Source organism: Mycobacterium palustre, assembly GCF_002101785.1.
Taxonomy (GTDB): domain Bacteria; phylum Actinomycetota; class Actinomycetes; order Mycobacteriales; family Mycobacteriaceae; genus Mycobacterium; species Mycobacterium palustre.
In genome coordinates, this window is record NZ_LQPJ01000157.1 from 1 (window position 1) to 23,845 (window position 23,845).

At 68.6% G+C, this 23,845-nt stretch carries 26 protein-coding genes, 1 other RNA gene and 1 pseudogene; 16 read left to right on the forward strand and 12 right to left on the reverse strand.

The genetic code is table 11. The features are described 5' to 3' along the window. The 9 genes and pseudogenes from AWC19_RS28425 to AWC19_RS28465 all read left to right on the forward strand — a co-directional run. A pseudogene (locus AWC19_RS28425) lies at positions 1-333 on the forward strand (hypothetical protein); the annotation flags it as partial. Between the two features lie 44 nt (positions 334-377). After that, positions 378-1,067 carry a cell division ATP-binding protein FtsE gene (ftsE, locus tag AWC19_RS28430; protein WP_085081443.1) on the forward strand — a complete coding sequence of 230 codons (690 nt, stop codon included), beginning with the start codon at positions 378-380 and terminating at the stop codon, positions 1,065-1,067. Then, positions 1,068-1,961, forward strand: a complete 894-nt coding sequence (gene ftsX, locus AWC19_RS28435) for a permease-like cell division protein FtsX (RefSeq protein ID WP_085081403.1) — start codon at positions 1,068-1,070, stop codon at positions 1,959-1,961. Positions 1,962-1,963: 2 nt separating this feature from the next. Further along, entirely contained in the window at positions 1,964-2,473 is a 510-nt protein-coding gene (gene smpB / locus AWC19_RS28440; protein WP_085081404.1) for an SsrA-binding protein SmpB, read from the forward strand. Further along, on the forward strand, positions 2,470-3,315 hold the full coding sequence (locus AWC19_RS28445; protein ID WP_483869939.1) for an EamA family transporter: 846 nt from the start codon (positions 2,470-2,472) through the stop codon (positions 3,313-3,315). Before smpB ends, AWC19_RS28445 begins: the two co-directional genes overlap by 4 nt. Positions 3,316-3,359: 44 nt before the next feature. Then, the gene (locus tag AWC19_RS28450) at positions 3,360-4,592 is read left to right on the forward strand and encodes an AAA family ATPase (protein WP_085081405.1); all 1,233 of its coding nucleotides are present in this window, start codon (positions 3,360-3,362) and stop codon (positions 4,590-4,592) included. Then, positions 4,592-5,635: a tetratricopeptide repeat protein gene (locus AWC19_RS28455; protein WP_085081406.1), complete on the forward strand. Its 1,044-nt coding sequence runs from the start codon at positions 4,592-4,594 to the stop codon at positions 5,633-5,635. The genes AWC19_RS28450 and AWC19_RS28455 overlap by 1 nt, the downstream gene beginning before the upstream one ends. 18 nt (positions 5,636-5,653) lie before the next feature. Continuing rightward, positions 5,654-6,499 (forward strand): maleylpyruvate isomerase family mycothiol-dependent enzyme, encoded by an 846-nt coding sequence (locus tag AWC19_RS28460; RefSeq protein WP_085081407.1) that lies wholly within the window; start codon positions 5,654-5,656, stop codon positions 6,497-6,499. Positions 6,500-6,645: 146 nt separating this feature from the next. Further along, on the forward strand, positions 6,646-7,608 hold the full coding sequence (locus tag AWC19_RS28465; protein ID WP_085081408.1) for a hypothetical protein: 963 nt from the start codon (positions 6,646-6,648) through the stop codon (positions 7,606-7,608). Between the two features lie 322 nt (positions 7,609-7,930). On the opposite strand, the gene ssrA is transcribed toward AWC19_RS28465, so the two are convergent. Next, positions 7,931-8,298, reverse strand: a transfer-messenger RNA (tmRNA) gene (gene ssrA / locus AWC19_RS28470). A 763-nt stretch (positions 8,299-9,061) separates the two neighbouring features. Here ssrA and AWC19_RS29785 point away from each other — a divergent pair. The 4 genes from AWC19_RS29785 to AWC19_RS28490 all read left to right on the forward strand — a co-directional run bounded on the left by AWC19_RS29785 (position 9,062) and on the right by AWC19_RS28490 (position 11,628). Then, entirely contained in the window at positions 9,062-9,280 is a 219-nt protein-coding gene (locus AWC19_RS29785) for a hypothetical protein (protein WP_085081409.1), read from the forward strand. 214 nt (positions 9,281-9,494) lie between these two features. Next, on the forward strand, positions 9,495-10,742 hold the full coding sequence (locus AWC19_RS28480; protein WP_085081410.1) for an MFS transporter: 1,248 nt from the start codon (positions 9,495-9,497) through the stop codon (positions 10,740-10,742). 117 nt (positions 10,743-10,859) lie between these two features. Further along, on the forward strand, positions 10,860-11,105 hold the full coding sequence (locus AWC19_RS28485; RefSeq protein WP_142281465.1) for a hypothetical protein: 246 nt from the start codon (positions 10,860-10,862) through the stop codon (positions 11,103-11,105). Next, positions 11,083-11,628 (forward strand): hypothetical protein, encoded by a 546-nt coding sequence (locus tag AWC19_RS28490; RefSeq protein WP_142281466.1) that lies wholly within the window; start codon positions 11,083-11,085, stop codon positions 11,626-11,628. Before AWC19_RS28485 ends, AWC19_RS28490 begins: the two co-directional genes overlap by 23 nt. Here AWC19_RS28490 and AWC19_RS28495 read toward each other — a convergent pair. Together AWC19_RS28495 and AWC19_RS28500 are read right to left on the reverse strand one after the other, a co-directional pair. After that, on the reverse strand, positions 11,522-12,232 hold the full coding sequence (locus tag AWC19_RS28495; protein WP_245849403.1) for an N-acetylmuramoyl-L-alanine amidase: 711 nt from the start codon (positions 12,230-12,232) through the stop codon (positions 11,522-11,524). The two genes, AWC19_RS28490 and AWC19_RS28495, sit on opposite strands and share 107 nt — an antisense overlap. A 26-nt stretch (positions 12,233-12,258) precedes the next feature. Beyond that, positions 12,259-12,942: a M15 family metallopeptidase gene (locus tag AWC19_RS28500; RefSeq protein ID WP_211285024.1), complete on the reverse strand. Its 684-nt coding sequence runs from the start codon at positions 12,940-12,942 to the stop codon at positions 12,259-12,261. Between the two features lie 47 nt (positions 12,943-12,989). Between AWC19_RS28500 and AWC19_RS28505 the strand changes: the two genes are divergently transcribed. Further along, a complete protein-coding gene (locus AWC19_RS28505) occupies positions 12,990-14,483 on the forward strand; it encodes a serine hydrolase domain-containing protein (protein ID WP_085081413.1) in 1,494 nt (497 codons plus the stop codon). A 16-nt stretch (positions 14,484-14,499) separates the two neighbouring features. On the opposite strand, the gene AWC19_RS28510 is transcribed toward AWC19_RS28505, so the two are convergent. From AWC19_RS28510 to AWC19_RS28550, 9 genes are all read right to left on the reverse strand, one after another. Beyond that, complete coding sequence (locus AWC19_RS28510) at positions 14,500-14,724, reverse strand: hypothetical protein (RefSeq protein WP_085081414.1); 225 nt, start codon at positions 14,722-14,724, stop codon at positions 14,500-14,502. Positions 14,725-14,905: 181 nt separating this feature from the next. Then, a complete protein-coding gene (locus AWC19_RS31345) occupies positions 14,906-16,285 on the reverse strand; it encodes a PE family protein (protein ID WP_085081415.1) in 1,380 nt (459 codons plus the stop codon). Between the two features lie 348 nt (positions 16,286-16,633). After that, entirely contained in the window at positions 16,634-17,242 is a 609-nt protein-coding gene (locus tag AWC19_RS28520) for a DUF732 domain-containing protein (protein WP_085081416.1), read from the reverse strand. Positions 17,243-17,448: 206 nt separating this feature from the next. Continuing rightward, the gene (locus AWC19_RS28525; RefSeq protein WP_245849406.1) at positions 17,449-18,051 is read right to left on the reverse strand and encodes a DUF732 domain-containing protein; all 603 of its coding nucleotides are present in this window, start codon (positions 18,049-18,051) and stop codon (positions 17,449-17,451) included. A gap of 52 nt (positions 18,052-18,103) precedes the next feature. Then, positions 18,104-18,766, reverse strand: a complete 663-nt coding sequence (locus AWC19_RS28530; protein ID WP_085081418.1) for a TetR/AcrR family transcriptional regulator — start codon at positions 18,764-18,766, stop codon at positions 18,104-18,106. Positions 18,767-18,892: 126 nt separating this feature from the next. Then, positions 18,893-19,591, reverse strand: a complete 699-nt coding sequence (locus AWC19_RS28535) for a TetR/AcrR family transcriptional regulator (protein ID WP_085081419.1) — start codon at positions 19,589-19,591, stop codon at positions 18,893-18,895. Between the two features lie 183 nt (positions 19,592-19,774). Next, positions 19,775-21,235 carry a protein adenylyltransferase SelO gene (locus AWC19_RS28540; RefSeq protein ID WP_085081420.1) on the reverse strand — a complete coding sequence of 487 codons (1,461 nt, stop codon included), beginning with the start codon at positions 21,233-21,235 and terminating at the stop codon, positions 19,775-19,777. Between the two features lie 25 nt (positions 21,236-21,260). Further along, positions 21,261-21,827 carry a hemerythrin domain-containing protein gene (locus tag AWC19_RS28545; RefSeq protein ID WP_085081421.1) on the reverse strand — a complete coding sequence of 189 codons (567 nt, stop codon included), beginning with the start codon at positions 21,825-21,827 and terminating at the stop codon, positions 21,261-21,263. A 131-nt stretch (positions 21,828-21,958) separates the two neighbouring features. Continuing rightward, positions 21,959-22,228, reverse strand: a complete 270-nt coding sequence (locus AWC19_RS28550; RefSeq protein WP_085081422.1) for a WGxxGxxG family protein — start codon at positions 22,226-22,228, stop codon at positions 21,959-21,961. Between the two features lie 318 nt (positions 22,229-22,546). Here AWC19_RS28550 and AWC19_RS28555 point away from each other — a divergent pair, with 318 nt between their 5' ends. Then, positions 22,547-22,852 carry a hypothetical protein gene (locus AWC19_RS28555; RefSeq protein ID WP_142281467.1) on the forward strand — a complete coding sequence of 102 codons (306 nt, stop codon included), beginning with the start codon at positions 22,547-22,549 and terminating at the stop codon, positions 22,850-22,852. A gap of 68 nt (positions 22,853-22,920) precedes the next feature. After that, positions 22,921-23,841, forward strand: a complete 921-nt coding sequence (locus AWC19_RS28560) for an HpcH/HpaI aldolase/citrate lyase family protein (RefSeq protein ID WP_085081424.1) — start codon at positions 22,921-22,923, stop codon at positions 23,839-23,841. The last annotated feature ends 4 nt before the right edge of the window (positions 23,842-23,845 follow it).

Sequence of the window (23,845 nt, forward strand, 5' to 3'; positions counted from 1 at the left end):
GCCCCCAAGCCGCCGCCCCCCCAGGTGGTGCCGCCCGGTTTCGTGCCCGACCCGAACTACACCTGGGTGCCGCGCAGCGAGGTCCAGCAGCCGCCGCAGACGGTCACGATCATTCCCACGCCGACGACCACGACGCCGACGACAACGACAACGACGACGCCGCCGCCGGTGACGACGACCACCACGCCGCCGCCGCCGTTCGTGCTGCCGACGCCGCCGTGCCTGCTGCCGCCGCCCTTCTGCCCGCCGAGCGCCAGCCCCACCACGTCGCCGTCGCAGCCACCCCCGCCGGGGCCCGGGCCGGTGCCGACCCCGCCACCGCCGGTCGGTTGACTTCGGTTGCCCAGCGAAATTCACCGCTACACTGGCGTGCCGTGATGATCACCCTTGACCATGTCAGCAAGAAGTACAAGGCGTCGGCGCGCCCGGCGTTGGAAGACATCAACGTCAAAATCGACAAGGGTGAGTTCGTCTTCCTGATCGGTCCGTCGGGTTCGGGTAAGTCGACGTTCATGCGGCTCCTGCTGGGCGAGGAGTCGCCGACGGCCGGCGATGTGCGGCTCTCGAAGTTTCACGTCAACAAACTGCCCGGGCGTCACATCCCCAAGCTGCGGCAGGTAATTGGCTGCGTATTCCAGGACTTCCGGCTGCTGCAGCAAAAGACGGTCTACGAAAACGTCGCGTTCGCGCTCGAAGTGATCGGCAGGAGGCGAGACGCGATCAATCGGGTGGTGCCCGAGGTGCTCGAAACCGTGGGCCTGTCCGGCAAGGCCAACCGGTTGCCGCACGAGCTGTCCGGCGGCGAGCAGCAGCGGGTCGCGATCGCCCGCGCCTTCGTCAACCGGCCCCTGGTGCTGCTGGCCGACGAGCCCACCGGCAACCTCGACCCCGACACCAGTAAGGACATCATGGATTTGTTGGAGCGCATCAACCGCACGGGCACGACGGTGGTGATGGCCACGCACGACCACCACATCGTCGACTCGATGCGCCAGCGGGTGGTCGAGCTGTCGCTGGGCCGGCTCGTGCGCGACGAGCAGCGCGGCATCTATGGGATGGACCGCTAAGTGCGCTTTGGCTTCCTGCTCAACGAGGTCCTGACCGGCCTTCGTCGCAACGTCACGATGACGGCCGCGATGATCCTGACGACGGCGATCTCGATCGGCCTGTTCGGCGGCGGCCTGCTGGTGGTTCGGCTGGCCGACAACTCGCGCGCCATCTACCTCGATCGCGTCGAGACGCAGGTCTTTCTCACCGAGGACGTGTCGGCCAACGACCCGTCGTGCAGCGCCAATCCGTGCAAGCCGTTGCGCGAAAAGATCGAAGGCCGCGAAGACGTCAAGTCGGTGCGATTCCTCAACCGCCAGGACGCTTACGACGATGCGATCCGGAAGTTCCCGCAGTACAAGGACGTTGCCGGGAAGGATTCGTTTCCCGCGTCGTTCATCGTCAAGCTGAACAACCCCGAGCAGCACAAGGACTTCGACTCGGCCATGCAGGGCCAGCCCGGGGTGCTGTCGGTGCTGAACCAGAAAGACTTGATCGACCGGCTGTTCGCGGTGCTCGACGGTTTGAGCGACGTCGCGTTCGCCGTCGCGCTGGTGCAGGCGGTCGGCGCGATCCTGTTGATTGCCAATATGGTCCAGGTCGCGGCGTATACGCGGCGCGAGGAAATCGGGATCATGCGGCTGGTCGGCGCCAGCCGCTGGTACACGCAGCTGCCGTTTCTGGTCGAGGCGATGTTCGCCGCGGCCGTCGGTGTGGCGATCGCGATCGCCGGCCTGATCCTGGTGCGCGCAACGTTTTTGGACGACGCGCTGAACCAGTTCTATCAAGCCAACCTGATCGCGCGCGTTGACTACGCCGACATTCTTTACATCTCCCCAATCCTTTTCCTGCTCGGCGTGTCGATGGCGGGATTGACGTCCTACGCGGCGCTGCGTCTCTACGTGCGGCGGTAGCTGTGGCCGGCAACTCGCCTCGGGGCAAGGCGGCCGGCGGCAAGCGCGGCAGCAAACAGGTGATCGCCACCAATCGCAAAGCGCGGCACGACTATTCGATCGTCGAAGTTTTCGAGGCTGGCGTGGCGTTACAGGGCACCGAAGTCAAGAGCCTGCGCGAGGGGCACGCCTCGTTGGTCGATGCGTTCGCAACCGTCGACGACGGCGAAGTGTGGTTGCGTAACTTGCACATTCCCGAGTACCAACACGGTAGCTGGACCAACCATGACCCACGTCGCACTCGAAAGTTGTTGTTACATCGGCAACAAATCGACAGACTGGTCGGCAAGATACGAGATGGTAACCTCGCGCTCGTGCCAATGTCTTTGTATTTCTCAGAAGGAAAGGTCAAGGTCGAGCTCGCACTCGCGCGCGGCAAGCGAGCCTACGACAAGCGCCAGGACATGGCCCGCCGCGATGCCCAGCGCGAGGTGCGTCGCGTGCTGGGTCGCCGAGCCAAGGGCATGAACTGATTGGGGCGGCGTACGCCCAGTTGTCGGCCGTGACGTACGGCGTCAGCGACTTCGTGGGCGGTGTAGCCGCTCGACGGGTGGCCGCGCTGCGGGTGATGCTCGTGGCCTATCCGCTCGAGACCCTGATCATGGGCGCGCTCGCCCTCGCGGTCGGCGGCCCGATCCAGTCCGGCGCCGTGCTGTGGGGTGGCCTGTACGGGATCGGCATGGCGTTCGGCATGTGGGCGTTCTTCGCCGCGCTGGGCGCCGGCCCGATCTCGGTGGTCTCCCCGCTGGCGGCGGTGCTCAACGCCGCCGTGCCGGTGGCGGTCGGGGTGGCGCTGGGGGAGCGGCCGGGCCAGGCGGCGTCCTTGGGCGTCGCGCTGGCGTTGGTCGCGGTCATGCTGGTGAGCCGCGAGGCCACCGCCGAAGGGGGCACGCCGTACCGGTTCACCCCGAGGGTGGCCTGGCTGACGATCCTGGCGGGCTCGGCGATGGGGCTCAACCTGGTGTTTTTGCACCAGGCGCCGCAGGCCTGCAAGCTGTGGCCGCTGGTGTTCGCGCGGCTGTCGGCGACCGCGGTGGTGTTCGTCATGGCCGCTGCCAGCAAGAACCTGCGGCTGCCGAGGGGCAAGCCGCTGAAGCTGGCGCTCTGCGTGGCCCTGCTGGACACGTGCGCCAACGTGACCATGCTGCTGGCGCTGCACACCTGGATGCTTTCGCTGGCCAGCATCTTGATCTCGCTGTATCCGGCCGCGACGGTGGTGCTGGCGATGGTGGTGTTGCGCGAGCGGGTGAGCCGCTGCCAGGGGGTCGGCATGGTGATGGCCATGGGCTCCGTGGCGATGATTGCCGCAAACTAGCTCCCGCGGCGCGCCTTACGATTGGTGCCGTCGGCAGCAGAGTCGTGGCGGGGGGGCTTGCGTTGGGCGGGTTTGATTCCGAGGACCCGGTGATCCGGGAGTTGTCGGGCGCGGTGGAACGCAGCCCCGAGGTGGTCGAGCTGCGCGTGCATCTCGCCGGCCTGCTGGCCGACCGCGGCCGCTTCGCGGAGGCGCTCAGCCACTGCAGCGCGGCGCTGGCCCAGGACGCCGGCAACGCGGCCGCCCTGAGCCTGGTGCAGCGATGCAGCGCGGCGCTGGCGGGCACCCCCGGTGCGAACGAGAACTTCGACTGGTCGGTTGCCGAGAAGGAAGTCGAGGGCATCATCGAACCCGCCTTCGTCGAATCGCCCCCCGACGCGGTTAACGACGACGACTACGACGTCGTCGAGCGCAGCCAGGTCCGCCTCGCCGACGTCGCGGGCATGGCCGAGGTCAAACAACAGATTCAACTCTCGCTGCTCGGCCCGATCCGCAACCCCGAGCTGATGAAGGCCTACAAAATCTCGGCCCGCGGCGGGCTGCTGCTCTACGGGCCCCCCGGCTGCGGCAAAACCTATATCGCCAAAGCTATTTCGGGTGAGATGGGCGCGAGCTTCTACCAGGTGGGCATCGCCGACGTCCTGCACCGCTATTTCGGCGAGTCCGAACGCAGCATGCACGCGATCTTCGAAACCGCCCGACGCAACGCCCCGTGCGTGCTGTTCTTCGACGAGTTGGATGCCTTGGGGTACCGGCGCTCCGGCTTGAGCAGCTACGCCGGCCTCCGCACCGTGGTCAACACCCTGCTGGAAGAACTGGACTCGGCCGGTTCCGGCAACGACGGGGTCTATGTGCTCGGCGCGACCAACGCCCCGTGGGACATCGATCCGGCCCTGCGCCGACCCGGCCGGTTCGATCGGATGATCTTCGTCGGCCTGCCCGACGCCGAGGCAAGGGCCGGCATCGTCCGCTTCCACCTGCGCGATCGGCCGGTGGCCGGCATCGACCTGCGGTCGATCGCCGGCCGCACCGAGGGCCTCTCCGGCGCGGACCTCGCGCACATCTGTGACACCGCAACGCAATTGGCGATGGCCGACTCGATGCGGGCCGGAGAGGTCCGCCCGGTCACGATGGCCGACGTCAACGCCGCCGCCGCGCAGATCCGCCCCAGCACCGGGCCCTGGTTCGAGACGGCCCGCAACGTCGTCGAGTTTTCCAACAACGACGGCACCTACGACGAACTGGCGAAGTACCTGCGGCGCCGGAAATTTCGCTGATGCCGGACTCCGGCCTCAACGAGCTGGGCGGAGCGGACCACGCCGTTCAGGTGGCAGGGGCGTATATCGACAGCAGGAACTACGCGCGTGGTCGCGACGTCCTGCGGCAGGCGTTGTCGCAGCACCCGAACGACCCGGGCCTATTGGCCCACTACGCCCGCGCCGAATACCTGCTCGACAACCACGCCGCCGCCGCGTCCAGCGCCTATGCGGCCCTGTCGGTGGCTCCGCAGGACGAGCTGGCGATGCGCATCTACGCGCTGTCGCTCGATGGCCTGGGCCGCTACTACGACAGCATGTGGATGGCCTGGCGCACGGTGGTCGCCCACCCGAACGAGCCGATGACCCACCGCCTGTACGCGCGGCTGCTGCACAAATGGCGTCAACACGCCGCGGCGCTGCAGGCGGTCGACGAGGCGCTGCGCCTTGCGCCCACGGACGTCGACACGCTGGTCCTGCGCGGCTCCATCCTGCACGACCTGGGCAGGATCGCCGAGTCGGACGCGGCGTACCGCCAGGCGCTGGCGCTCGACCCGGGCAACGCCGAGGCGCTCAACAACCTGGCCGTCAACCGGATGCGCCGCGGTGGTTTCGTGGCGGCCTTGCGGGGGTTTCTGGGCGCGGCGGGCCTCGACCCGGCATTGGGCGACCTGGCTCGCGCGAATATCGGGGTGGTGCTGCGCCGGGTGCTGCGGCTGGTGACCATCGCCGCGACCGTCCTCGGTTTCCTGGTCGCCTTCGCGGCCGGGCTGCGCCACGAGGGGCACCCGACCGCGACGATCCGCGTGGCGGCCGGGCTGGTCACCGCGGCGCTGATCGCGATCCTCGTCCGGTTGGGTCGCATCATTCCTCGGCCGGTGCTGGCATCGGTGCTGCGGGAACAGTTGTTCGTCGGGCTGCGCCTCGCGCACGCGCTGGTGGCCGTCGTGGCGGGCGCCTGGGTCAGCGTGTTTGCGGGGCCCGCGCCGATGGTCGCCGTCGGCGGCGTGCTGACCGTCGGCGGCCTGCTTCTTTTCCGGATCGGTAGCTTCATCGGCAGGTGATCGGCCTACGATCCGAGCATGGCAGAGCGGCCCGTCACCCTCCTCGACAAATCCGACGTGTTGGCCGGGCTCTTCGCGGTGTGGGACTCCATCGCCGCGCTGCTGGACGGCCTGCCCGAGAACCGCTGGCGGGCGCCGACCCCGCTGCCGGGGTGGGACGTGAAGGCCGTCGTGTCGCACATGGTCGGGACGGAATCCTTCCTGGCCGGCGTTGCGGCCCCGCAGCCCGACGTCGACGTCGCGGCGCTCGACCACGTGCGCAACGACATCGGGGCGATGAACGAGTGCTGGGTGCGCCATCTCGGCGGGGAATCGGGCGCGGACGTTCTCGATCGCTTCCGCTCGGTGACGCAGGACCGCCGCGCGGCGCTGACCCTCATGCCCGACGAGGAGTGGAACGCGGTGACGGCGACGCCGGTGGGCCCCGAGAGCTACGGGCGGTTCATGCGGGTGCGCGTGTTCGACTGCTGGATGCACGAGCAGGACGTGCGTGACGCGCTGGCGCGGCCGTCGTCCGACGACGAGCTGGACGGGAACGCGTCCCGACTCTCGCTCGACGAGATCGCGGCCACCATGGGGTACGTGGTGGGCAAGCGGGCCAAAGCCCCCGCCGGGTCCCGCGTGCTGTTCGAGCTGACCGGGCCCCTGGCGCGCAGCATCCGGGTCCGGGTCAACGGTCGCGCCCAGGTGGTCGACGACTTCGCCGGTGAGCAACAGACGGTGACCATCAGGCTCGACGGGCTGCAGTTCGCCAGGCTCTCCGGGGGTCGGCCCATGAGCTCCGCGCGCGTCCAGGACGTGCAGCTGGGCGGCGACACGGACGTCGCCGCCCGGATCGTCGAAAACCTCAATTTCGTGATCTGAGCGCGTAACCGGCGCACACGCCCGTGAAAGCGACATACGTCACACGTTCGGGGCGAATGTTAGTCACCCCCCGGTGAGCGGGTAGCCAACAGTTAGGGCGCGCTCGCGCCAACACCGGAACTTCAATCGCCAGGAGGCCTTAGCAGATGACTGCACCCGATACCTCTCGTTTGCTCGCCCAGCTGCGCACGCTGCTGGACCTGACCAACACCGAAATCCAGATCGCGGAAACGCGTGTCGCACAGGCGCACACCGAGGCGGTGCGCCGCGAACTCAAGCAGAACGCCGCGAATGGCCGCAAGCGGGCCGCCTCGCTGCAGTCCGCGATCCGCAAGCTCGGCGGCTACCCCGACGTGATCGGACCGTTCCTCGGTCGCGCCGCCGCGGCGGTCAAGGCGCTGACCGAGCAGGCGGGACCGTTCGACGAGGCGCTGCTGGGTGACCTTGCGCTCGAGGACCAGCTGTTGGACCGCGCGCGTTACACCAAGGCGCTGGCCGTGGCCGCGAAGCGGCAGGACATCGTCGATCTGGCGGACCGCCTGATCGATGCCCACTCGGCCACGGTGGACTGGTTGACCACCGTGCTGGCCGAGGACGCGCTCGGCGGGCCCGCGGCCCTTCGTCGCACGCCGCTGCAGGCGGCCGCCGGCACGGCGGTAAAGCTGGTCAACCTGCCGGTCGCGTGGTCGGCCCGCGGGGTGGACAGGGCCGTAGACACGCTGCGCTCCACCGGTCCGGCGCTGAACGACCTGGTCAAACGCGGCGGCAACGCGGGTGAGGTCGCCGCGAAGGCGCTGGCCGCGTCGCAGAGCGCCGCGCTGAAGGCCGCCGAGCGGGTCAGCCGTTCCGAGGGCGCGACCGGGGCCGCCGACGCGCTGCATTCGAGTCGCACGGCCGTCGGCGTGCTGGACGCCAAGGAACTGCCCATCCGCAAGTACGACGACCTGAGCATCACCGACGCGATCGCCGCGATCAAGAAGCTGACCGCGCCCGACGACGTTCGCTCGATTCTCGCCTACGAGGAGGCGCACAAGAGCCGTCAGCGCGTCGTCTCCGCGGCGCAGACCCGCGTCGCGGCCATCGCGCAGGACGTCGTCGGCATCAACTAGCGCAAAGCCCGCTTTATCCGGCACCGAGTGCCCCCCGGGGTCGCAAGACCCCGGGGGGCCGCTCGGCTTTCGCCGGATCGCGCCGATCACGTCGGCTGCGACAACATGACTACTGCGGTCCAAGTGGCCGTAACAGTACAACCGTCGTCTTGGTCGATTCGTGGCCTAAATGGGCCCGTATCTAAGGGGATGGAACACCCGCCTGTATCAGCCGTGAGGCGCACATGTGCCCCAAGTCGTCGATGCTGGGGGCGCCCTTGCCGGGATCGTTGGGATCCTCGGCGCAGGCAGCGCCCGATGTGCTGACGCGTGTTGACCTGCGTAGTGGAGCTGCCGGGAATCGAACCCGGGTCCTACGGCATTCCCTCAAGGCTTCTCCGTGCGCAGTTCGCTATGCCTCTACTCGGATCTCCCGGTCACGCGAACCAGCCGGGATGACGATCCCAGTCGCTGTGTATGTCCCGATGAGTCCCGCGACCGGACTCACCGGTGGATCCCTCTAGCTGACGCCAGGCTCCGGGTCGAGGGCGTTCCCGGTCTGACGGACTAGCTGTCGCTTAGGCAGCGAGAGCGTAGTCGCGCTGATGTGAATCGGCGCTTATATGGTTGCAACGACGCTTACGGTGGTCTCTTGCCTGCACCGGCACGCTTCCCTTGATTCGATGCGCGAAGTCGAAACCGTTCAGCCCCTTGTTTTGTGTTTCTTCGAGCATCCCCGCCGACCTTCGGCAGGACAATTCATTCTACGCGGGTATCAACACGCGGCAACGCAATTAACTTCCGGGCCGGCGATCCGGCGCTGATCACTGGGCAGAAGTGCTGCCGAAATGCCATATGGCAGGAGTGTCGAAACCTTACCCTGAGCTGGTGAAAGGTTTCGATGAAGAGACCGGCTTCTGGCGCCGGGCGGGCGGCCGGCCCAAGTATTGATTCACCACGTACCAAGTTGCATCAGGTAGTGAACCGTTATTTTGGGTCTGGTAGATGCCGACGAACCGGCCAATCTTCTGGAAGTGGCTCGTCTTACCTCCCCCGGCGTAGCCCTTAACCTCCGCCAGCGCCTTTCACGAAACGTCGCGGTCAGTCGGCAGCTCCACCGAGAATGTGCCGTTCACGGCGATGACGTCGAGTCACGTCTGTGCACTGCCGGCACCGCATCGCGGCCACGTTTGCTTGGATAGCCAACGGTGAACCCCAGTGATCGATGTCTGCAGGCACAACGAGGAGCTCTCATGACCTATCGCCGTCTTGCTTGGGTGCTGGGCGCCGTGGTGGCCGCGGCCGCCATTCCTGTGACGGCCCACGGCGAGCCGCCGACGAAGTGCCTGACCAACACCCCCAAGGGCAAGCAGGTCTACGTGCCCTGCGATCTGCTCAACGCCGGTGCAAATTTTCCGCCGGGGCAGCGTTGTCCACCACCGCTCGAGCAGTACCCGAAGGATGTTGCCGACTGGTGCGGCGAAGGCCCGGGCCTTGCGACTACCACGCCCACAAGCGCGACGACCCCGACGCCCGCGAGCCCGACGAGCTCTACCAGCCCGACACGCTCCACGAGCCCGACCAGCTCGACGAGTCCTGTGCGGCCTACGAGCTCCGTGACCCCCACGAGTACCACGAGCCCGGCGCCTCCGGGCACTGCTCCGGCGACGACGGCATCCGAGTGACGAGCTGAAACTGCTCGCTGTCAACGATTACACCCCGTCACGTCACTTCGTGGCGTCGCGAATGAACTCCCTCTGGAGCCCGAGCAGCACTCTGCGGGAGTTCAGAACGCTTTTTGATCAGCTCGATCGTGACGCTTCTGCAGCGATAGCCCGGCCGCATACCGTTCGCGCGTGACATTGAAGGTGAACGGCCTGCCGACGCAGGCGCCTCGCGCTGTACCTGTGACTTTCAAGCAGGCCCTCTTCGTCGCGGTGACGGCCGGACTGGGTTATGGCTTCGATTCATATGCGGTGAACATCTACGGTTTGGTGCTGCCGGACATCAAGAAGACGTTGCAGATCACCGACGCCGAAGCCGGGTACATCGGATCGATCTTTTTGCTCGGCTACACCATCGGCACCATCGGCTTCGGATACGCCGCCGACAGGTGGGGGCGCAAAGCCACGCTCGGGGCGTCGATCCTGCTCTACGGCATCACCACTTCGGTGGCCGGACTGACCACGAATATCGCCGCCTTCACCGGACTTCGTTTCCTCACTGGTGTGGGCGGCGCCGGAGAACTGGCGGTCGGCGCGCCCTACACCGCAGAAGTCTGGCCCGCGAAGACCCGCGCCATAGGCGTCGGCGGCGTGATCTTTTCCCTCTTCTCATTGGGATACGTCCTGGCCGCCGCCGTCGCGCTGGCCTTGGTCCCCCACTTCGGCTGGCAATCCGCGTTCATCGTGGCGATCGTCCCGGCCATCGCCTTGTTCCTCATTCGCCGGGGCATCAAAGAGTCGCACCGCTACACCGACGTGCAGGCCAAGGTCGTCAGCGGGATAGCGAAGCCACGGCTTTGGCAGCTTCCCGGCGTGCGGCGGCGCCTGGTCTCCGGCTGGTTCATCTACACCGCCAACGCGGTCGGATACTGGGGCGTGACAGTCTTTTTGACGACGTACATCGTGAAGAGATTCCACGCATCCTCGATCGACGCGATCCGTTACGCGCTGGTGTTCTTCCTGCTGCAGGTCGTGTTCGTCTACCTGGGCACCGCGCTGGCCGATTGGGTGGGCCGACGACCGTCGGCGATCCTCGCCGCGGTCATCGAGATCGTCTCGACCGTTTCGGCCGCGACGTCCCACTCGCTGGACAGGTACCTGGTCTTCGGGGCGATCGCCATTGCCACCCTCGGCTGGCTTTGGGGCGTCGGCGACACCTACGTCTCCGAACTTTTCCCAACTGTGTTGCGCGGCACCGGCTTCGGAATCGCGGTGGGCGGTGGTCGGATCGTATCCATCGCTGCTCCGACTGTCGTTGGCTGGGGCATCACGCATTACGGGTTACAGACGCCATACCTGGCGATCGCCGGTCTGTGGGTGTTGACGGTCCTCGGCTACCTGCTGGGACCGGAGACGAAAGGCAAAGAGCTCGAGGACCTGGCCGAGGAGGCCCTCACGGAGGACCTCGTATCGGTCAAGGCGACGAGCTAGGAAGGGTCAGCGTCGCCGGTGCATTGGTGACCCGGCCGCCCGGACTCATCCACCCCGGCTCGACCGGCGAGGTCGTTGGGTGACTTCGAGACGCGGCTTTTCGGGTACAGCACCGACATGCATCGGCCCGACACGATCATCGAAATCCATCGCGACCGCGTGCGGGATCAGACGGTCGAGCTGTTCAGCGGCGACAAGTACACCCAGTCCGTGGGCGGCGCCGGCTACTCCGCCACGGCCACCCTCGACGTCACGCTGGATCGCGTCTGGTTCGTCCTCGACTCGCAGCAGCGGCCGTGGCAGGAGGAGACCGAAGGCCCGCGAGGAGCTGCCCCCATCGGTGCTCGCCGAAAACCCATGTGAGAAGGCGGCTTTGGCGGTCACCGGCTGGAGCATCCTGCGGCAGGTGCGCGACACCGTGATGAACGGATTCGGGCTCGACGAGAGCGACTTCGACCCCGGCGCGCCGTGCCTGCTGGAGGGTCCGAAGACCATCAACATCGGCGGCCAGGACCGCAGCCTCGACGCCCTCGACGCCGACATCGTGCCGCGCACCGGGGACGGGCGGCTGGTCGTCGACGGCACCGTGAGCGCCGAAAACAAGCTCTACGACTTCAAGGCCACCTTCACCGTGACCTACGAGATGGGCCTCGACGACATCCCGCGGACCCGAACGAGGCGCCGGTCGGTGTCGCGGCCGACGGGGACGGACGGCGCCGGCTGCGGGTGCAAAGCGATCCCGAAGCGCTGCACCGGCTTCCGCGATGCGGCGTGGCGGATTAGGCGCCGGCCTCGATGGCGGCGACCCTGGCGGCAGCGTCTGGTCCGCAGAAGGGCTGCAGGTCCACTCGGCCGGCGGCCAACAGGTCGTCGACGCGGCGCCTGAGGTCCCCCGAGGCGAGGTGGGCATACAGGTTCGCGCCCGGGCACGACGTCTGGGCCAGGTCGCGGTGGCCCGCCAGCGTGCTGCTCGCCACGCGAAAGTTCTGGGCGGCCCAGGCGAACGCGAGGGCGGCCCCGTGCAACTGGGCCTCCGACACGGCCTCTTGATCGAAGTCTCCTTCACAAAGCACCAGGAAATGGCCGGTGGTGTCGTAGTCGGTCGCCGTGTCGCCGGCGAGTTGGGTGCTGCGCAGTTCGTAGATGTTGCCGTCGCGGTCGACGCCGACGTGGTAGGCGATGTCGATCCAGCCGTGCTGGTCCTGGTGGTAGCGCTGGTCGGCCCGCAGGTGCGCCGGGGCGTTGCGGTTGTCGCCGAGGACCACGGCCTCGTGGTGCAGGGTCATGCGGGTGATGGTGTGGGGCCGCCCGCCGGAGCGGGCGGGACGCGCGCCCCAGGCATCCCGGCACAGCAAGGTCGCCGAGGTGGTGGCGGCCAGGCCGACGTCGGTCGTCGGTGTCCGGCTCGAATACGCGCCGGCCAGGGACGCCACGCCCACGCCGGCGGCCAGCCCCAGCAGCTGGCGGCGGCTGATCGGGGGCGGGCACATGCTCCTCACGATACGGTCGGGCGCGCTCAGGGCCGCTCGAAATGCTGGTAGTCGACCGGGCCCGCCCACGAGCCGCCCCACCGCCAGCCGCGGTCGGTGAACACCGAGACGGCCGGATCGCCGCCGTGCAGGAGCCCGGGGTCGGTGCGGCCGCGGTCGCGATAGGACGCCGCGTTCTGCGGCTGGATCGCGCCGTCGCGGTAGATGCACGGGTTGAGCAGGGGATTGAGGTCGACCGCGCGGCCGTAGGCGTGCTGCGACCAGTGATCGCTTCCCGGGATGCCCCGGCAGTTGAACGCCGAGGTGTTGTCGTCTTCCATGGACAGCTCGTCGTCGGCACCCGGATAGTGGTCGACGGTGCGCATCTTCTCGATGGGAAAGCGCAGCCGGTAAAGCTGATCGAAGATCGCGACGACCTCCGCCGCCACGTCTTCGTGCACGATCAGCTCGCCGTGATGGGTCTGGCCGTCGAAGCCGATGTGGTCCACGGAGACCCGACGCAGCCGCGCCGGCTGGACCGGGCAACCCGGCCGCCAGCTCGCGCCGAGTTCCCCGGCGGTGACTGGCCGGACCACCGCGCCGGCGGGGGCGGGCGGGTCGGCCGCCGCCGGCGCCGCGGCGCATGGCACCCCGACGGCGCCGGCCGCCACCACGCCGGCCAGCGCCGTGACCCGCCGCCCGCGCGACGTCATCGGGAACCGCCAAACCATCGGGGATCAACTTTAGGACCGCCGAACCGTAGACCTACCCTTGCGATATGCCCGTCGTCGGCAAGCTGGTCCGCTGGGCCGTCGTCATCGTCGTCCTGGCCCTTGCCGCGGCTTCCGCACCGGGCTATGCGCCGCGCGCGGCGCCCACCGTCGTCGCGGGGCCACCGCGGGCTCCAGTCACGCTGCCCACCCCCGAATCCCAGCCTCCCGCACCCGAATTCGCGGCGATCTCCAAGCTCGTCGACGACGCCATCGCGGCACGGCAGCTGCCGGGGGCCGTCGTTGCGGTCGGCCACGGGGGCAGGGTCGTCTTCCACCAGGCCTATGGCTCGCGCAAGCTTGCCGGCGAACCGGGGCTCGACGGATCGCCCGCTCCCGCGGAGCCGATGACCGAAAACACCATCTTCGACCTGGCCTCGCTGACCAAGTGCCTGGCGACGGCGACCGCCGTCATGCAGCTCTACGAACAGGGCAAGCTGCAGTTCGACGATCCGGTGCAGAAGTACCTGCCCGAGTTCAACCCGGCGAACGATCCGCAGCGCGCGCGGGTGACGGTTCGGACGCTGCTGACCAACACGTCGGGCGAGGGTATCGACGTCAGCCTCGGCGATCCGTGGGGACTCGACCCCCCGGACAAAACCGAAGGCGTGCACCGCGCGCTCGTCACCCCGCTGCAGTCAAGCCCGGGGCAGGGATTCCTTTACTCCGACATCAACTACATACTGCTTGGCGCGCTGGTCGAGAAGATCACCGGCGAGGCGGAAGACGTCTACGTGCAGCGCAACGTCTTCGCGCCGCTCGGCATGCAGGACACCCGCTACCTTCCGGTGGCCAAAGCGTGTGGGCCGCACCAGGTTTGGGGAGCCGCGGTCGGCTGGGCCCCCGCCTCGCAAGCGCCCGCGCCCTGTCCCGACGGCGCCTGGAGCGTCAGCCTCCTGCCGCGCATCGCGCCCACGGCGCGCGACGAGGAGAGCCGCGCCGACCCAAGCAAGAACCCCGACTTTTTCCGGCTGCTTCGGGGCACGGTGCACGACCCGACGGCGCGGCGCATGGGGGGCGTGGCCGGGAACGCCGGGGTGTTCTCGACGGCCCGCGACGTCGGCAGCTACGCGCAGGCCCTGCTCGATCGGCTCGCGGGCCGCCCGAGCACGTTCCCGCTGCGGCAGGCGACCCTCGAGGTGATGACGAGCCCCCAGCAGCCCGGACACACACCGCAACAAGTCGACGCGGCCAACCGCGCCGCCCGGGCCGCCATCGCGCGAAACGCCCCGCACTATCCGGCGATCCCCGGGCAAAACCTGTTCGGTTTCGGCTGGGACATCGATACGGGCTTCTCCAAGCCGCGGGGCCTGGTCTTTCCTATCGGCAGCTTCGGCAACACCGGCTTCACCGGCACCACGCTATGGATGGACCCCGGCTCGGACACCTACGTCGTCCTGCTCACCAACTCGATCCATCTGCGGGGCAGCCCGCCGATCTCGAACCTGCGCGGTCAGGTGGCCACGGCGGCGGCGCGGGCGCTCAGCCTCTACGAACGGTAATAGCCAGGGGGCCTTGTCATTTCACGCAGGGGATGTCGTCGGCAGCCATGCGCGTGAGGTTGCCCGGCGCGGGTTCGCGCGTGCCGGTGGCCGGGACCGTGGTGATCGGCTCCGCGGCGGTGGTGGCGGTCGGCGACGTCGAAGCGTGACCGAGGCGGACGAACGTCGAGGCGTCGGTCCCGACGGTCAGCCGCACCGTGTCGCGGGGGACGCTGTCGGATGCGGTGGCGCCGATGCCCAATTCGTCGTCGAGCTCCGCGGCGGCCGCCCGTGACCGCGAGCACCAGAGCCGACGCGGCGAGCGCCTTGGCGCCCGCCGCGATCACATGGCCGCGGCGCCGGCGATGCCGGGGCGCGCGCCTCGGTGAGCGCATGACCGAGAATAGCCAGGTCAACGCGCCGCTAACCGGCGTGTGCCCAGGCTACGGCGTGGACCCGTTCGGGCCGTTCGGGCCGAACAGGAAATAGCCGCCGAAGCCACCGGGTCCGCCCACGCCGGGCGTCACCCCGATGCCGCCGTTGCCGCCGGCGCCGCCGATGCCGAACAGGATGCCGCCGTAGCCGCCCTGGCTGCCGTTACCCCCGAACGCCAGCCCGGGCGCACCGTAGCCGTTGCCGCCCGCGCCGCCGAGCCCGAAGAGGAGGCCGCCGAGTCCGCCCAGGCCGCCCGCCCCACCGGTGCCGGCGCCGATCGCCGCCCCGCCGTCGCCCCCGGCGCCGCCGACGCCGAAGAAGGCGCCGCCGTCGCCGCCGTATCCGCCGGGCCCTCCGGTGCCGCCGCTGGTCAGGGCCGCGCCGCCGGACCCGCCGTGACCACCGAAGCCCCACAGCAGACCTGCGCCGCCGCCGCCCTGTCCGCCCTGCCCGCCGATGTTCGTGGCGCCGACGGCCGCGCCGCCGGTGCCGCCGTCCGCGCCGGTGCTGATCAGGTTGAACAGGATGTTGCCGCTGCCGCCGCTGCCGCCGAGGCCGGCGACCCCCACGGCGTCGGTGGCCGTGCCCCCGGCACCGCCGGCGCCACCCAGGCCGTAGAGCATGCCGGCGCCGTCGCCGCCGGCCCCGCCCCAGCCGGCCACGAAGCCGTCGCCCCCGGCCCCGCCGGGGCCGCCGTTGCCGAGCAGGAAGCCGCCGTTCCCGCCGAAGCCGCCGTCGCCGGCGACGCCCAACGGGCTAATGCCGCCCCGGCCGCCGGCGCCGCCGTTGCCGAAGAGCCCCGCGGCGCTGCCGCCGTTTCCGCCGAAGCCGGCCTGGCCGCTGCCGACGGCCGGTCCGCCGGCCCCTCCGGGGCCGCCGTTGCCGAACAGGAAGCCGCCGCTGCCGCCGTTGCCGCCGTTCTGGCCCGGCGCGCCCGAGCCGCCCGCGCCGCCGTTGCCCCACAACAGCCCGCCGTTTTGGCCGTTGGCGCCGGTTCCCGGTGTGCCGTCGGCGCCGTCACCGATCAGCGGGCGCCCCAGCAGCGTCTGGAAGGGGGCGTTGACCGCTCCCAGCAAATCCTCGGGCACGTTTTGCAGGGAAGCGGCGCCGGTCGCCTCGGCGCTGGTGTAGGAGCCCGCGCCCGCGTTCAGCAGCGCGACGAACCGCTCGTGGAACGCCGCAGCCTGAGCACCGATCGCCTGGTACGCCCGCGCGTGACCTTCGAACAGCGCCGCGACGGCAGCGGACACCTCGTCGGCGCCGGCGGCCACCAGCTGCGAGGTGGGCCCCGCGGCCGCGGCGTTGGCCGAGGCGATCGACGAACCGACGTTCGCCAGGTCCGAGGCCGCCGCCGTCATGTACTCGGGAACTGCGTTGAGAAAGGACATTCCTACCTCCGCCACGCGGCGACCGCCCGATGATCGCCGATGGCAAAATCGTATTGACGGCCCCGGCTACCGATCCCAAGTTTTGGCGCCGTCCGCGCCGGCGGGGCCGGGCGTTGGGATTTCGACGCCGGATGCCGTTCGAACGCGGCGCCAAAACCTTGCCCAGCCCAAACCAGCTGGGCGCCTTCGTTTTTGGATGCTATGGAAACGACCGGCGCTCGAGGGCTACGCACCCAAATGCAACCTGCGCCTGACGCCGGTGGCCGTGGTCAACCAGATCAGCAGCAAGCGAATGTATTTCGCGATCGACGGCGCCCATTCGACCCCGCACCTTGCTGCGGGTCGTCGCTACTTCTGCGCGTTGGGGCAAAAGGCGGCGATCGCAGCCAGTGCCAGATGCTCCGCGTCGTCATGGCTGAAGTGCGGCGCCCACGGATCGGCGCGGATGTCCTCGTTCTCGGCGGTCAAGATGTTTGTGATCATGTTCTCGAGCGGCCGCGGCTGCGGCAACAGCAGCGAGAAGCAGGTCTGGTGACCGAATTCCATGAACCGCTGACGCACCGCCTCGCTGCCGTTGTCGGCGATCCCGTAGTTGGCCAGCGACGACAAAAACAGGCCGTCCGCTCCGTCGGCCGAGGTCGGCATTTTGGGCGATTTGGTGACCGTGACTGTCTGCGGCGCCAGCGACGACGCCGTCCGGTCCCGCGACAGGTAGATGCCGACCGAGGTGATCGCGGCGACGCCGGCCAGCGCGACGAACGCGGCCGCGACCAGGACGCCCAGCGGGTTGGGCCTCGACGGGGACGGCAGCGGCGCCGGTGGGTGGTGAGGTGTTGGTGGGTGGTGAGGTGCCGGTGGGTGAGGCGCCGGCGAATGGTGAGGCGCCGGGGGGCGGGCGTGCACGGCCGGATCGTCGGGCACCGATCCGGTCGGGATGTCGCTGCCCTCGACAGTCATGCGCTGCCTCCCCCGGTCGGGCCACGTCCGCTCACCGTGGCCATCAATGCATCTTCGCAGCGATATGTGTCATCGGCCCTCGACACGCGCGCTAGTCGGTCACGGCCCGGGCGGCCCGGCGGCGTCGTAAGCGATCCATGATCAACTCGAGTCCGTGTAGACGATGGGCCGATCGTATCGCCGAGCGCCGACGCCGGATAGCCGATTTACGGCACGCCGCCGACCAGGTTGGCGTTTTGCGGACAGTATGCGCGAACCGAGATGGCGACATAAGTGTCGGCGTTATCGGCGAGCGACGGATTACTCGACCGAAATGCCGCGACAATCTGCGGCACCGTCATGCCCTGCCGGATGTCGTCGCACACGATCTTGCCGTTGTAGACGGCGGCCTCCGGATTGGCGAATGAGATGCCGTGGTCATTGAGGTCTTGGATGTATTTGTTGTCCTGATCCGGCGTGGACACGATCGACGACGGGGCGGCCGACGGCGTGGCCGGCGCCGCCGATGCGGTGGGGCCGGTGGTGGCCGCGGGCGGCGCCTTCGGGCCTTTGGGGTCCGGGCTCAGCAACCAGAAGGCGAGCACGATCGCGCCCGCCAGCGCGAGACCACCCAGCAGCAGCGCGGCGGCTTTACGCCAAGTGGCGCCCCATGATTCGCGGGCGACGGCCGGCTCGCTCGGGACGCTGTCGCCGTAGTCGCGCGGGGAGGTGCGGTCGGCGTCGTTAAAAGACGCGTGACTGGGTACGGCAACCGTCTCGGCGCGGTTGAGCGCGAACGTTTCCTCGCCAGCCGGGCCCGGCTCAGCCATGAGGGCCATGGTAGCCACCGCCGATCCTTTCGTCTTGCGGCGGCGGCTGCTGCTAGCCGACGGGCGCGTCGCGCGCGGTGACGCGTTCGATCATGTCCGGCGCCACGCCGAGCCCGCGCAGGCAGAAGCGAAGCGCACGGTCGCGCACTTCCCGATGGTTGGAACGGTGCCTCGCCCAGTGCCGCTGGGTGCCCGCCCACACCACGCCGTGGATCGACTTCGCCGCGGTCGCGGGAGCGATGTCGTCGAACACGCCGAGTTCCAGGCCGAGCTGCAGCTGCTCGGTGAGCGGCTCGAGGATCGCGCTGTACGCCGGCGCGACCACGTGGGGCGACGAGAACGCTTTGGACTGAGCCTCGAGGGACAGGCGGCGCAGATCGGATTCGGCGGTCTCGCCGAATGCGAGCTCCAGCCGTCCGTCCACCCAGGCCACTACCGCCTCCACCGGGCACCTCGCGCTGGCCATTTTGCTTCTGAGCCTTTGTGTTTCGCGGCGGGCCATCTCTAAGAAGACGGCGGCGACGAGTTGGTCCTTGGATTCGAAATGCCGGTAGAAGGCGCGGGTGCTCAGTTGGGCGCGCTCGAGGACGGCGGCGATGCTGAGGCCTCGAACGCCTTGGTCCTGGACCGATCTGGACGCCGCGGCCACGATGGCGCCGCGGACGTCGGGGTCGGGGGCCAGCTTGTTTCGTCTTCGTGACAGCGGGCTGCTCATGAATGCCTGTCGAGAGGGGGCCGGTTGCACAGGTTTCATAGGTGGCTAGGTACCCAGGGAGGCGGTCGCAAGAAACCCTGGGATGTTCAATCGGCTGACGTGCGGGCTGAAAAGTCCGGTTAGACCCTAGCCCGCCGTTGCGCCGTCGGCGGTGATCTGTTCGATCGTCTGTGGCGCCACACCCAGCCCGCGCAGGCAAAAGCGCAGCGCCCGGTCGCGCACTTCGTCGCGGTCCCAATGGTTCGTCGCCCACTGCCGCTGGGTGCCGGCCCAGACGACTCCGTGTATCGACTTGGCCGCGGTCATCGGGACGATGTCCTGGAACACCCCCATCTCCAGGCCACGCTGGAGCTGCTCGACCAGCGGTTGCAAGATCGCGCCGTAGGCGGGCGCGACCATCTCCGGGGACGAAAACGCCTTGGATTGCGCCTCTAGCGAGACTTGGCGCAGCTCCGCCTTGATGTCCTCGTCGAACGCCAGGTCGAGTCGTCCGTCGATCCAGGCGGCTACCGCCTCGATCGGGTCGCTGGCTTCGGCCATCCTGGCCCTCAGCCGACCGACCTCGCTGCGCGTCATCTCCAGAAAGACGGCCGCGACCAGCTGATCCTTGGAGTCGAAGTGCCGGTAGAACGCCCGTGTGCTCAGTTGGGCGCGTTCCAAAACCGCGGCGACGCTCAGCCCGCGGACGCCCTGCTCCCGCACGGACCGTGACGCGGCGTCCACGATGGCGCGGCGCACATCGGGATCTGGTTCGAGCTTTTTCCGGCGTTGCGAATGGCCAACATACGGCTGCCTACGTGCGAGAGGATCCCCCGGTCCTGTCATAGGTAATAAAAATAACGGGCTCAGCGGATGCTCACACTCGCTTTCGGAAAGCTTGCTCGGTCGAATCAAGATCGGATGCGCAGGGTTGCCGCGTTCGTGTTGGCGGGCACCCCAAATCAGCGAACGTGCGGCCGCGCATTTCAAGACGAACGGATCTCTTCAGCACCTTGGTCGCGCGCTAGCTCAGGTGCCGCAAAAGGTTTGGTAGGCCCCGAAATCGTCGGGCGCGGGGCGGGCGTAGCGCTCGAACCCGGGCCGTTCGTGGTACGGGTTTGTGACGGCATCTAAAAGCCGCTCGAGCGGATCGAGGTCGCCGGCCGTCGCGGCGGTCAGCGCCTCTTCGACCAAGTGGTTGCGGGGAATGTAGACCGGGTTGGTGCGGTCCATCAGCGCGGCGTCGGGATCGAGGGCCCTCCAGCGTGACAGCCAGTCGTCGAAGCCGGCCAGGTTGATGAACATCCCGCGCGCGGGTTCGGCGTCGCCCTTCGCCGCGCGGGCGAGGTGGCGGAAGAACGAGGTGTAGTCGACGTGGCTTTCGGCCAGCAGCGCGAGCAGCTCGTCGACCAGCGACGCGACCGCCCGCGCGTCGAGGTCCGGGGAGAGGCCCAGCTTGGCGCGCATCCCCGACGACCAGACGGCGTCGTAGCGGTCTTGGAACACCGCGAACGATCCCTCGGCGAGCGCGACGGCGTCCTCGAGGTCATCGGAAAGCAGCGGAAGCAGCGCCTCGGCGAAGCGGGCGAGGTTCCAGCCCGCGATCACCGGCTGGTTGCCGTAGGCGTAACGGCCCCAGAAGTCGATGGAACTGAAGACGGTGTCGGGGTCGTAGGCCTCCATGAAGGCGCACGGCCCGTAGTCGATGGTTTCCCCGGAGATCGTCATGTTGTCGGTGTTCATCACCCCGTGCACGAACCCGATCAGCATCCACTTCGCGACCAGCGACGCCTGCACGGCGGTCACCGCTTCGAACAACGCCAGGTAGGGCCGCTCGGCCTCGGCCGCGCCGGGGTGGTGGCGGGCGATCGCGTGGTCGGCGAGGCGTCGCAGCAGGTCCTGGTTGTTCGCTGCCGCGTATTGGAAGCTGCCCACGCGCAGGTGGCTGCTGGCGACGCGGGCGAGCACGGCGCCGGGCAGCAGGGCGTCGCGTTGCACCTGGCGCCCGGTGGCCACCACGGCCAGGGACCGCGTCGTGGGCACCCCGAGGGCGTGCATCGCCTCGCTGACCAGGTACTCGCGCAGCATCGGGCCCACGGCCGCCAGGCCGTCGCCGCCGCGCGCGAACGGGGTGGGGCCGGAGCCCTTGAGGTGGATGTCGCGCACCCGCCCCTGGTCGTCGAGGACTTCGCCAAGCAGCAGGGCCCGCCCGTCGCCCAGCCGCGGGACGTACCCGCCGAACTGGTGCCCGGCATAGGCCTGGGCCACCGGCGTGGCACCGGCGGGGACCAGGTTGCCCGCCAGGAAACGCAGCCCATCGGGCCCGCGCAGCCAGGCGGCGTCGAAGCCGAGGCGGCCGGCCAGCGGCTCGTTGAGCACGAGCAGCCGCACGTCGGGCGCGGTCTCGGCTTGCCAGCGCACGGCCATCTCGGGCAGGTCCCGGAAGAACCGGTCCTGCAACGCCACGGTCATGCCCGGTGCAACGCTCACAGCACCGAGACTACGGAAGGCCGTGCTAGCCGATGGCCTGCTTGATCAGGTCGCGGGCGCGGTCGAGCATCGAGGCGAACGGCCCGACGGCGAAGTTGAGCTTCGCCGATTCGACGCCCGGGTGCGGGCGGGTCGGCGCGATGGCCTCGGCGGCGCGCACCGCGGACCCCATCCGCTTGAGGTCGTCGGAGTCGAGTTCGCGCTGCAGGATCGGAAATTCTTCGCTCTCCTCGTGCCGCGCGTGATCGAGGACGGCGTCGCGCAGCTTGGTGACCTGGTCGATGAACTCCTGGGAGGTGACGTCGAGCTTTTCGATCTCCGACAACAGTTCCTTGGCTTCGTGCTCTTCCTTCAGCCGTGCGTCGACGATGCCGTCACCCGCATCGGCCTCGCGACGAACGCGGGGATGGACCACCATCTCCTCGGCGGTCTCGTGCACGGCCAGCAATTGCCGCAACTCCACGAACGGCTTTTCGCGGGCTTGCGGGTCCGAGGCGTGCAGCACGTCGTCGAACATGTCCTCGATCAGGTTGTGCTGCGCTTTGAGGTACGCGACAACTTCCTCGGGCGATTGGACAATCATGTCGGCCATCGCCGATACCTCCACTAATTAAAAGAATTCATGAATGCGGGCTGTGGGCTGTACGCCGCTTGCCACTACATACCCGCGCGAGCCCCCGCCAAACGCGCGAAGCGCCTGACGGGGGCCCGACGATGATGCGGCTAGACGCCGCGCCCGGTGTTGGTCGTCCCGATTCCGGTGCCCGCGGCGGTGTCTTTGCGGCGCTTAAGCCCGACGAGCCCGCCCAAGCCGAGCAGACCGAGCAGGCCCCACAGCCCGGAGTTGTCGTTGTGCTGGTCATTGTTGTTGTCCGCCAACGTGGTTGAGGTTGTTTGCGGCGCCGTAGCGGTCTCGACGGCGGCGTTCGCGACGCCCGCCCCACCGAACAACAGTGCCCCGGTAGTGGAAATGACTGCGATGGTCCTGCGCATGGTTACTCCTGAGATTGACTGCTCCGGGCGCGTCGCGCACGACACTGACCCAGAAAGAGTTTGGGACCAGTAGGTTCTAGCCCCGTGACACGCAACGCAGGCCCAAGGGCCTAGCGCCGCGAGGTACCGGCTACCCCCTGTTACGGCGGATAAACGGTGCGATCATTTGCTGATGGATCAGCGGGGCGCCGAACAGCGCATCGCCGAGCTGGAACGCCAGCTGGCCGAGCGGGCGGGGTCGCCGGGACCGCCGGCGGCAAGATCATCGTGGGGGGCCAGGTCGTCTACCACCGGTGCGACCCGCACGACCCCGTATCTGTGGCCACGTCCCGGCTCGGCGGGGGGCTCTGGCTTTGCCTGGGCGGGGCGGCGGCGGTCACGGCCGCTTTTCCGTCGACCGCGCTGTGGATGAGCCCGATCGTGTGCGGCAGCGGTCATGACCTGGGCCACAAACCGGGTCACTCGGGCACCAGCGTGAGCTTCCAATGCGTGGGCGACACCGACTACTACGACGCCAGCGACTTTGCGGTCTTCGCGCTGCAGTCCTTGCTTGCGATGCTGCTGGCGGTCGTGGCTTTGGTGATCGGCGGCCTGTTGTGGCGCCGCGCGCACAGGCCGCGGTGACCTGCCGCTACGGTTTAGGAAACCAATAGCTAGCCCCCACGGGAACGAAGATGACGACAGACCACGCAATGTATGACCAGGTCGACGGCCACGCGCCGGACCCCGCCGACATCGGCTCACGCATCGACCCCGTCTTGGCTCGCAGCTGGCTGTTGGTCAACGGCGCTCATTTCGACCGGTTCCAGGCGGCGGCGCATTCCCGCGCCGACATCGTCGTGCTCGACATCGAAGACGCGGTCGCGCCCAAGGACAAGGACGCCGCGCGCCACAACGTCGTGCGGTGGTTGGGCGCCGACAACACCGACTGGGTCCGCATCAACGGGTTCGGCACTCCCTGGTGGGCGGACGACCTCGCGGCGCTCGCCGGCACCCCGGTCGGCGGGGTGATGCTGGCGATGGTCGAATCGGTCGACCACGTGACCGAGACGGCCCAGCGGCTGCCCAACGTGCCCATCGTTGCGCTGGTGGAAACCGCCCGCGGTCTGGAGCGCATCACCGAGATCGCCGCGGCCAAGGGCACGTTCCGGCTCGCCTTCGGCATCGGGGACTTCCGCCGCGATACCGGTTTCGGGGAAGATCCGACCACCCTGGCCTACGCGCGGTCGCGCTTCACCATCGCCGCCAAGGCGGCCAACCTGCCCAGCGCGATCGACGGGCCGACGATCGGCTCTAACGCGCTGAAGCTCATCGAGGCCACGGCGGTGTCCATCGAGTTCGGAATGACGGGCAAGATCTGCCTGTCGCCGGACCAATGCGCCGTTGTGAACGAGGGCCTGTCGCCGTCCCAAGACGAAATTTCTTGGGCCAAGGAGTTTTTCGCCGAGTTCGAGCGTGACGGGGGAGAGATCCGCAACGGCTCGGATTTGCCGCGTATCGCGCGGGCCACCAAGATCCTCGAGCTGGCGCGGGCGTACGGCATCGAGGTTTCCGACTTCGACGACGAGGAACGGGTGCACTCGCCGGCGCCGACGGACACCTATCACTACTGAGCTG

Bases quoted from the DNA above. Each gene is read 5' to 3' on its own strand.
- ftsE (WP_085081443.1), top strand. From the start codon at position 378: ATGATCACCCTTGACCATGTCAGCAAGAAGTACAAGGCGTCGGCGCGC.
- AWC19_RS28455 (WP_085081406.1), top strand. From the start codon at position 4,592: ATGCCGGACTCCGGCCTCAACGAGCTGGGCGGAGCGGACCACGCCGTT.
- AWC19_RS28460 (WP_085081407.1), top strand. From the start codon at position 5,654: ATGGCAGAGCGGCCCGTCACCCTCCTCGACAAATCCGACGTGTTGGCC.
- AWC19_RS28465 (WP_085081408.1), top strand. From the start codon at position 6,646: ATGACTGCACCCGATACCTCTCGTTTGCTCGCCCAGCTGCGCACGCTG.
- AWC19_RS28485 (WP_142281465.1), top strand. From the start codon at position 10,860: ATGCATCGGCCCGACACGATCATCGAAATCCATCGCGACCGCGTGCGG.
- AWC19_RS28495 (WP_245849403.1), bottom strand. From the start codon at position 12,232: ATGTGCCCGCCCCCGATCAGCCGCCGCCAGCTGCTGGGGCTGGCCGCC.
- AWC19_RS28500 (WP_211285024.1), bottom strand. From the start codon at position 12,942: ATGGTTTGGCGGTTCCCGATGACGTCGCGCGGGCGGCGGGTCACGGCG.
- AWC19_RS28505 (WP_085081413.1), top strand. From the start codon at position 12,990: ATGCCCGTCGTCGGCAAGCTGGTCCGCTGGGCCGTCGTCATCGTCGTC.
- AWC19_RS31345 (WP_085081415.1), bottom strand. From the start codon at position 16,285: ATGTCCTTTCTCAACGCAGTTCCCGAGTACATGACGGCGGCGGCCTCG.
- AWC19_RS28520 (WP_085081416.1), bottom strand. From the start codon at position 17,242: ATGACTGTCGAGGGCAGCGACATCCCGACCGGATCGGTGCCCGACGAT.
- AWC19_RS28525 (WP_245849406.1), bottom strand. From the start codon at position 18,051: ATGGCTGAGCCGGGCCCGGCTGGCGAGGAAACGTTCGCGCTCAACCGC.
- AWC19_RS28530 (WP_085081418.1), bottom strand. From the start codon at position 18,766: ATGAGCAGCCCGCTGTCACGAAGACGAAACAAGCTGGCCCCCGACCCC.
- AWC19_RS28535 (WP_085081419.1), bottom strand. From the start codon at position 19,591: ATGACAGGACCGGGGGATCCTCTCGCACGTAGGCAGCCGTATGTTGGC.
- AWC19_RS28545 (WP_085081421.1), bottom strand. From the start codon at position 21,827: ATGGCCGACATGATTGTCCAATCGCCCGAGGAAGTTGTCGCGTACCTC.
- AWC19_RS28550 (WP_085081422.1), bottom strand. From the start codon at position 22,228: ATGCGCAGGACCATCGCAGTCATTTCCACTACCGGGGCACTGTTGTTC.
- AWC19_RS28560 (WP_085081424.1), top strand. From the start codon at position 22,921: ATGTATGACCAGGTCGACGGCCACGCGCCGGACCCCGCCGACATCGGC.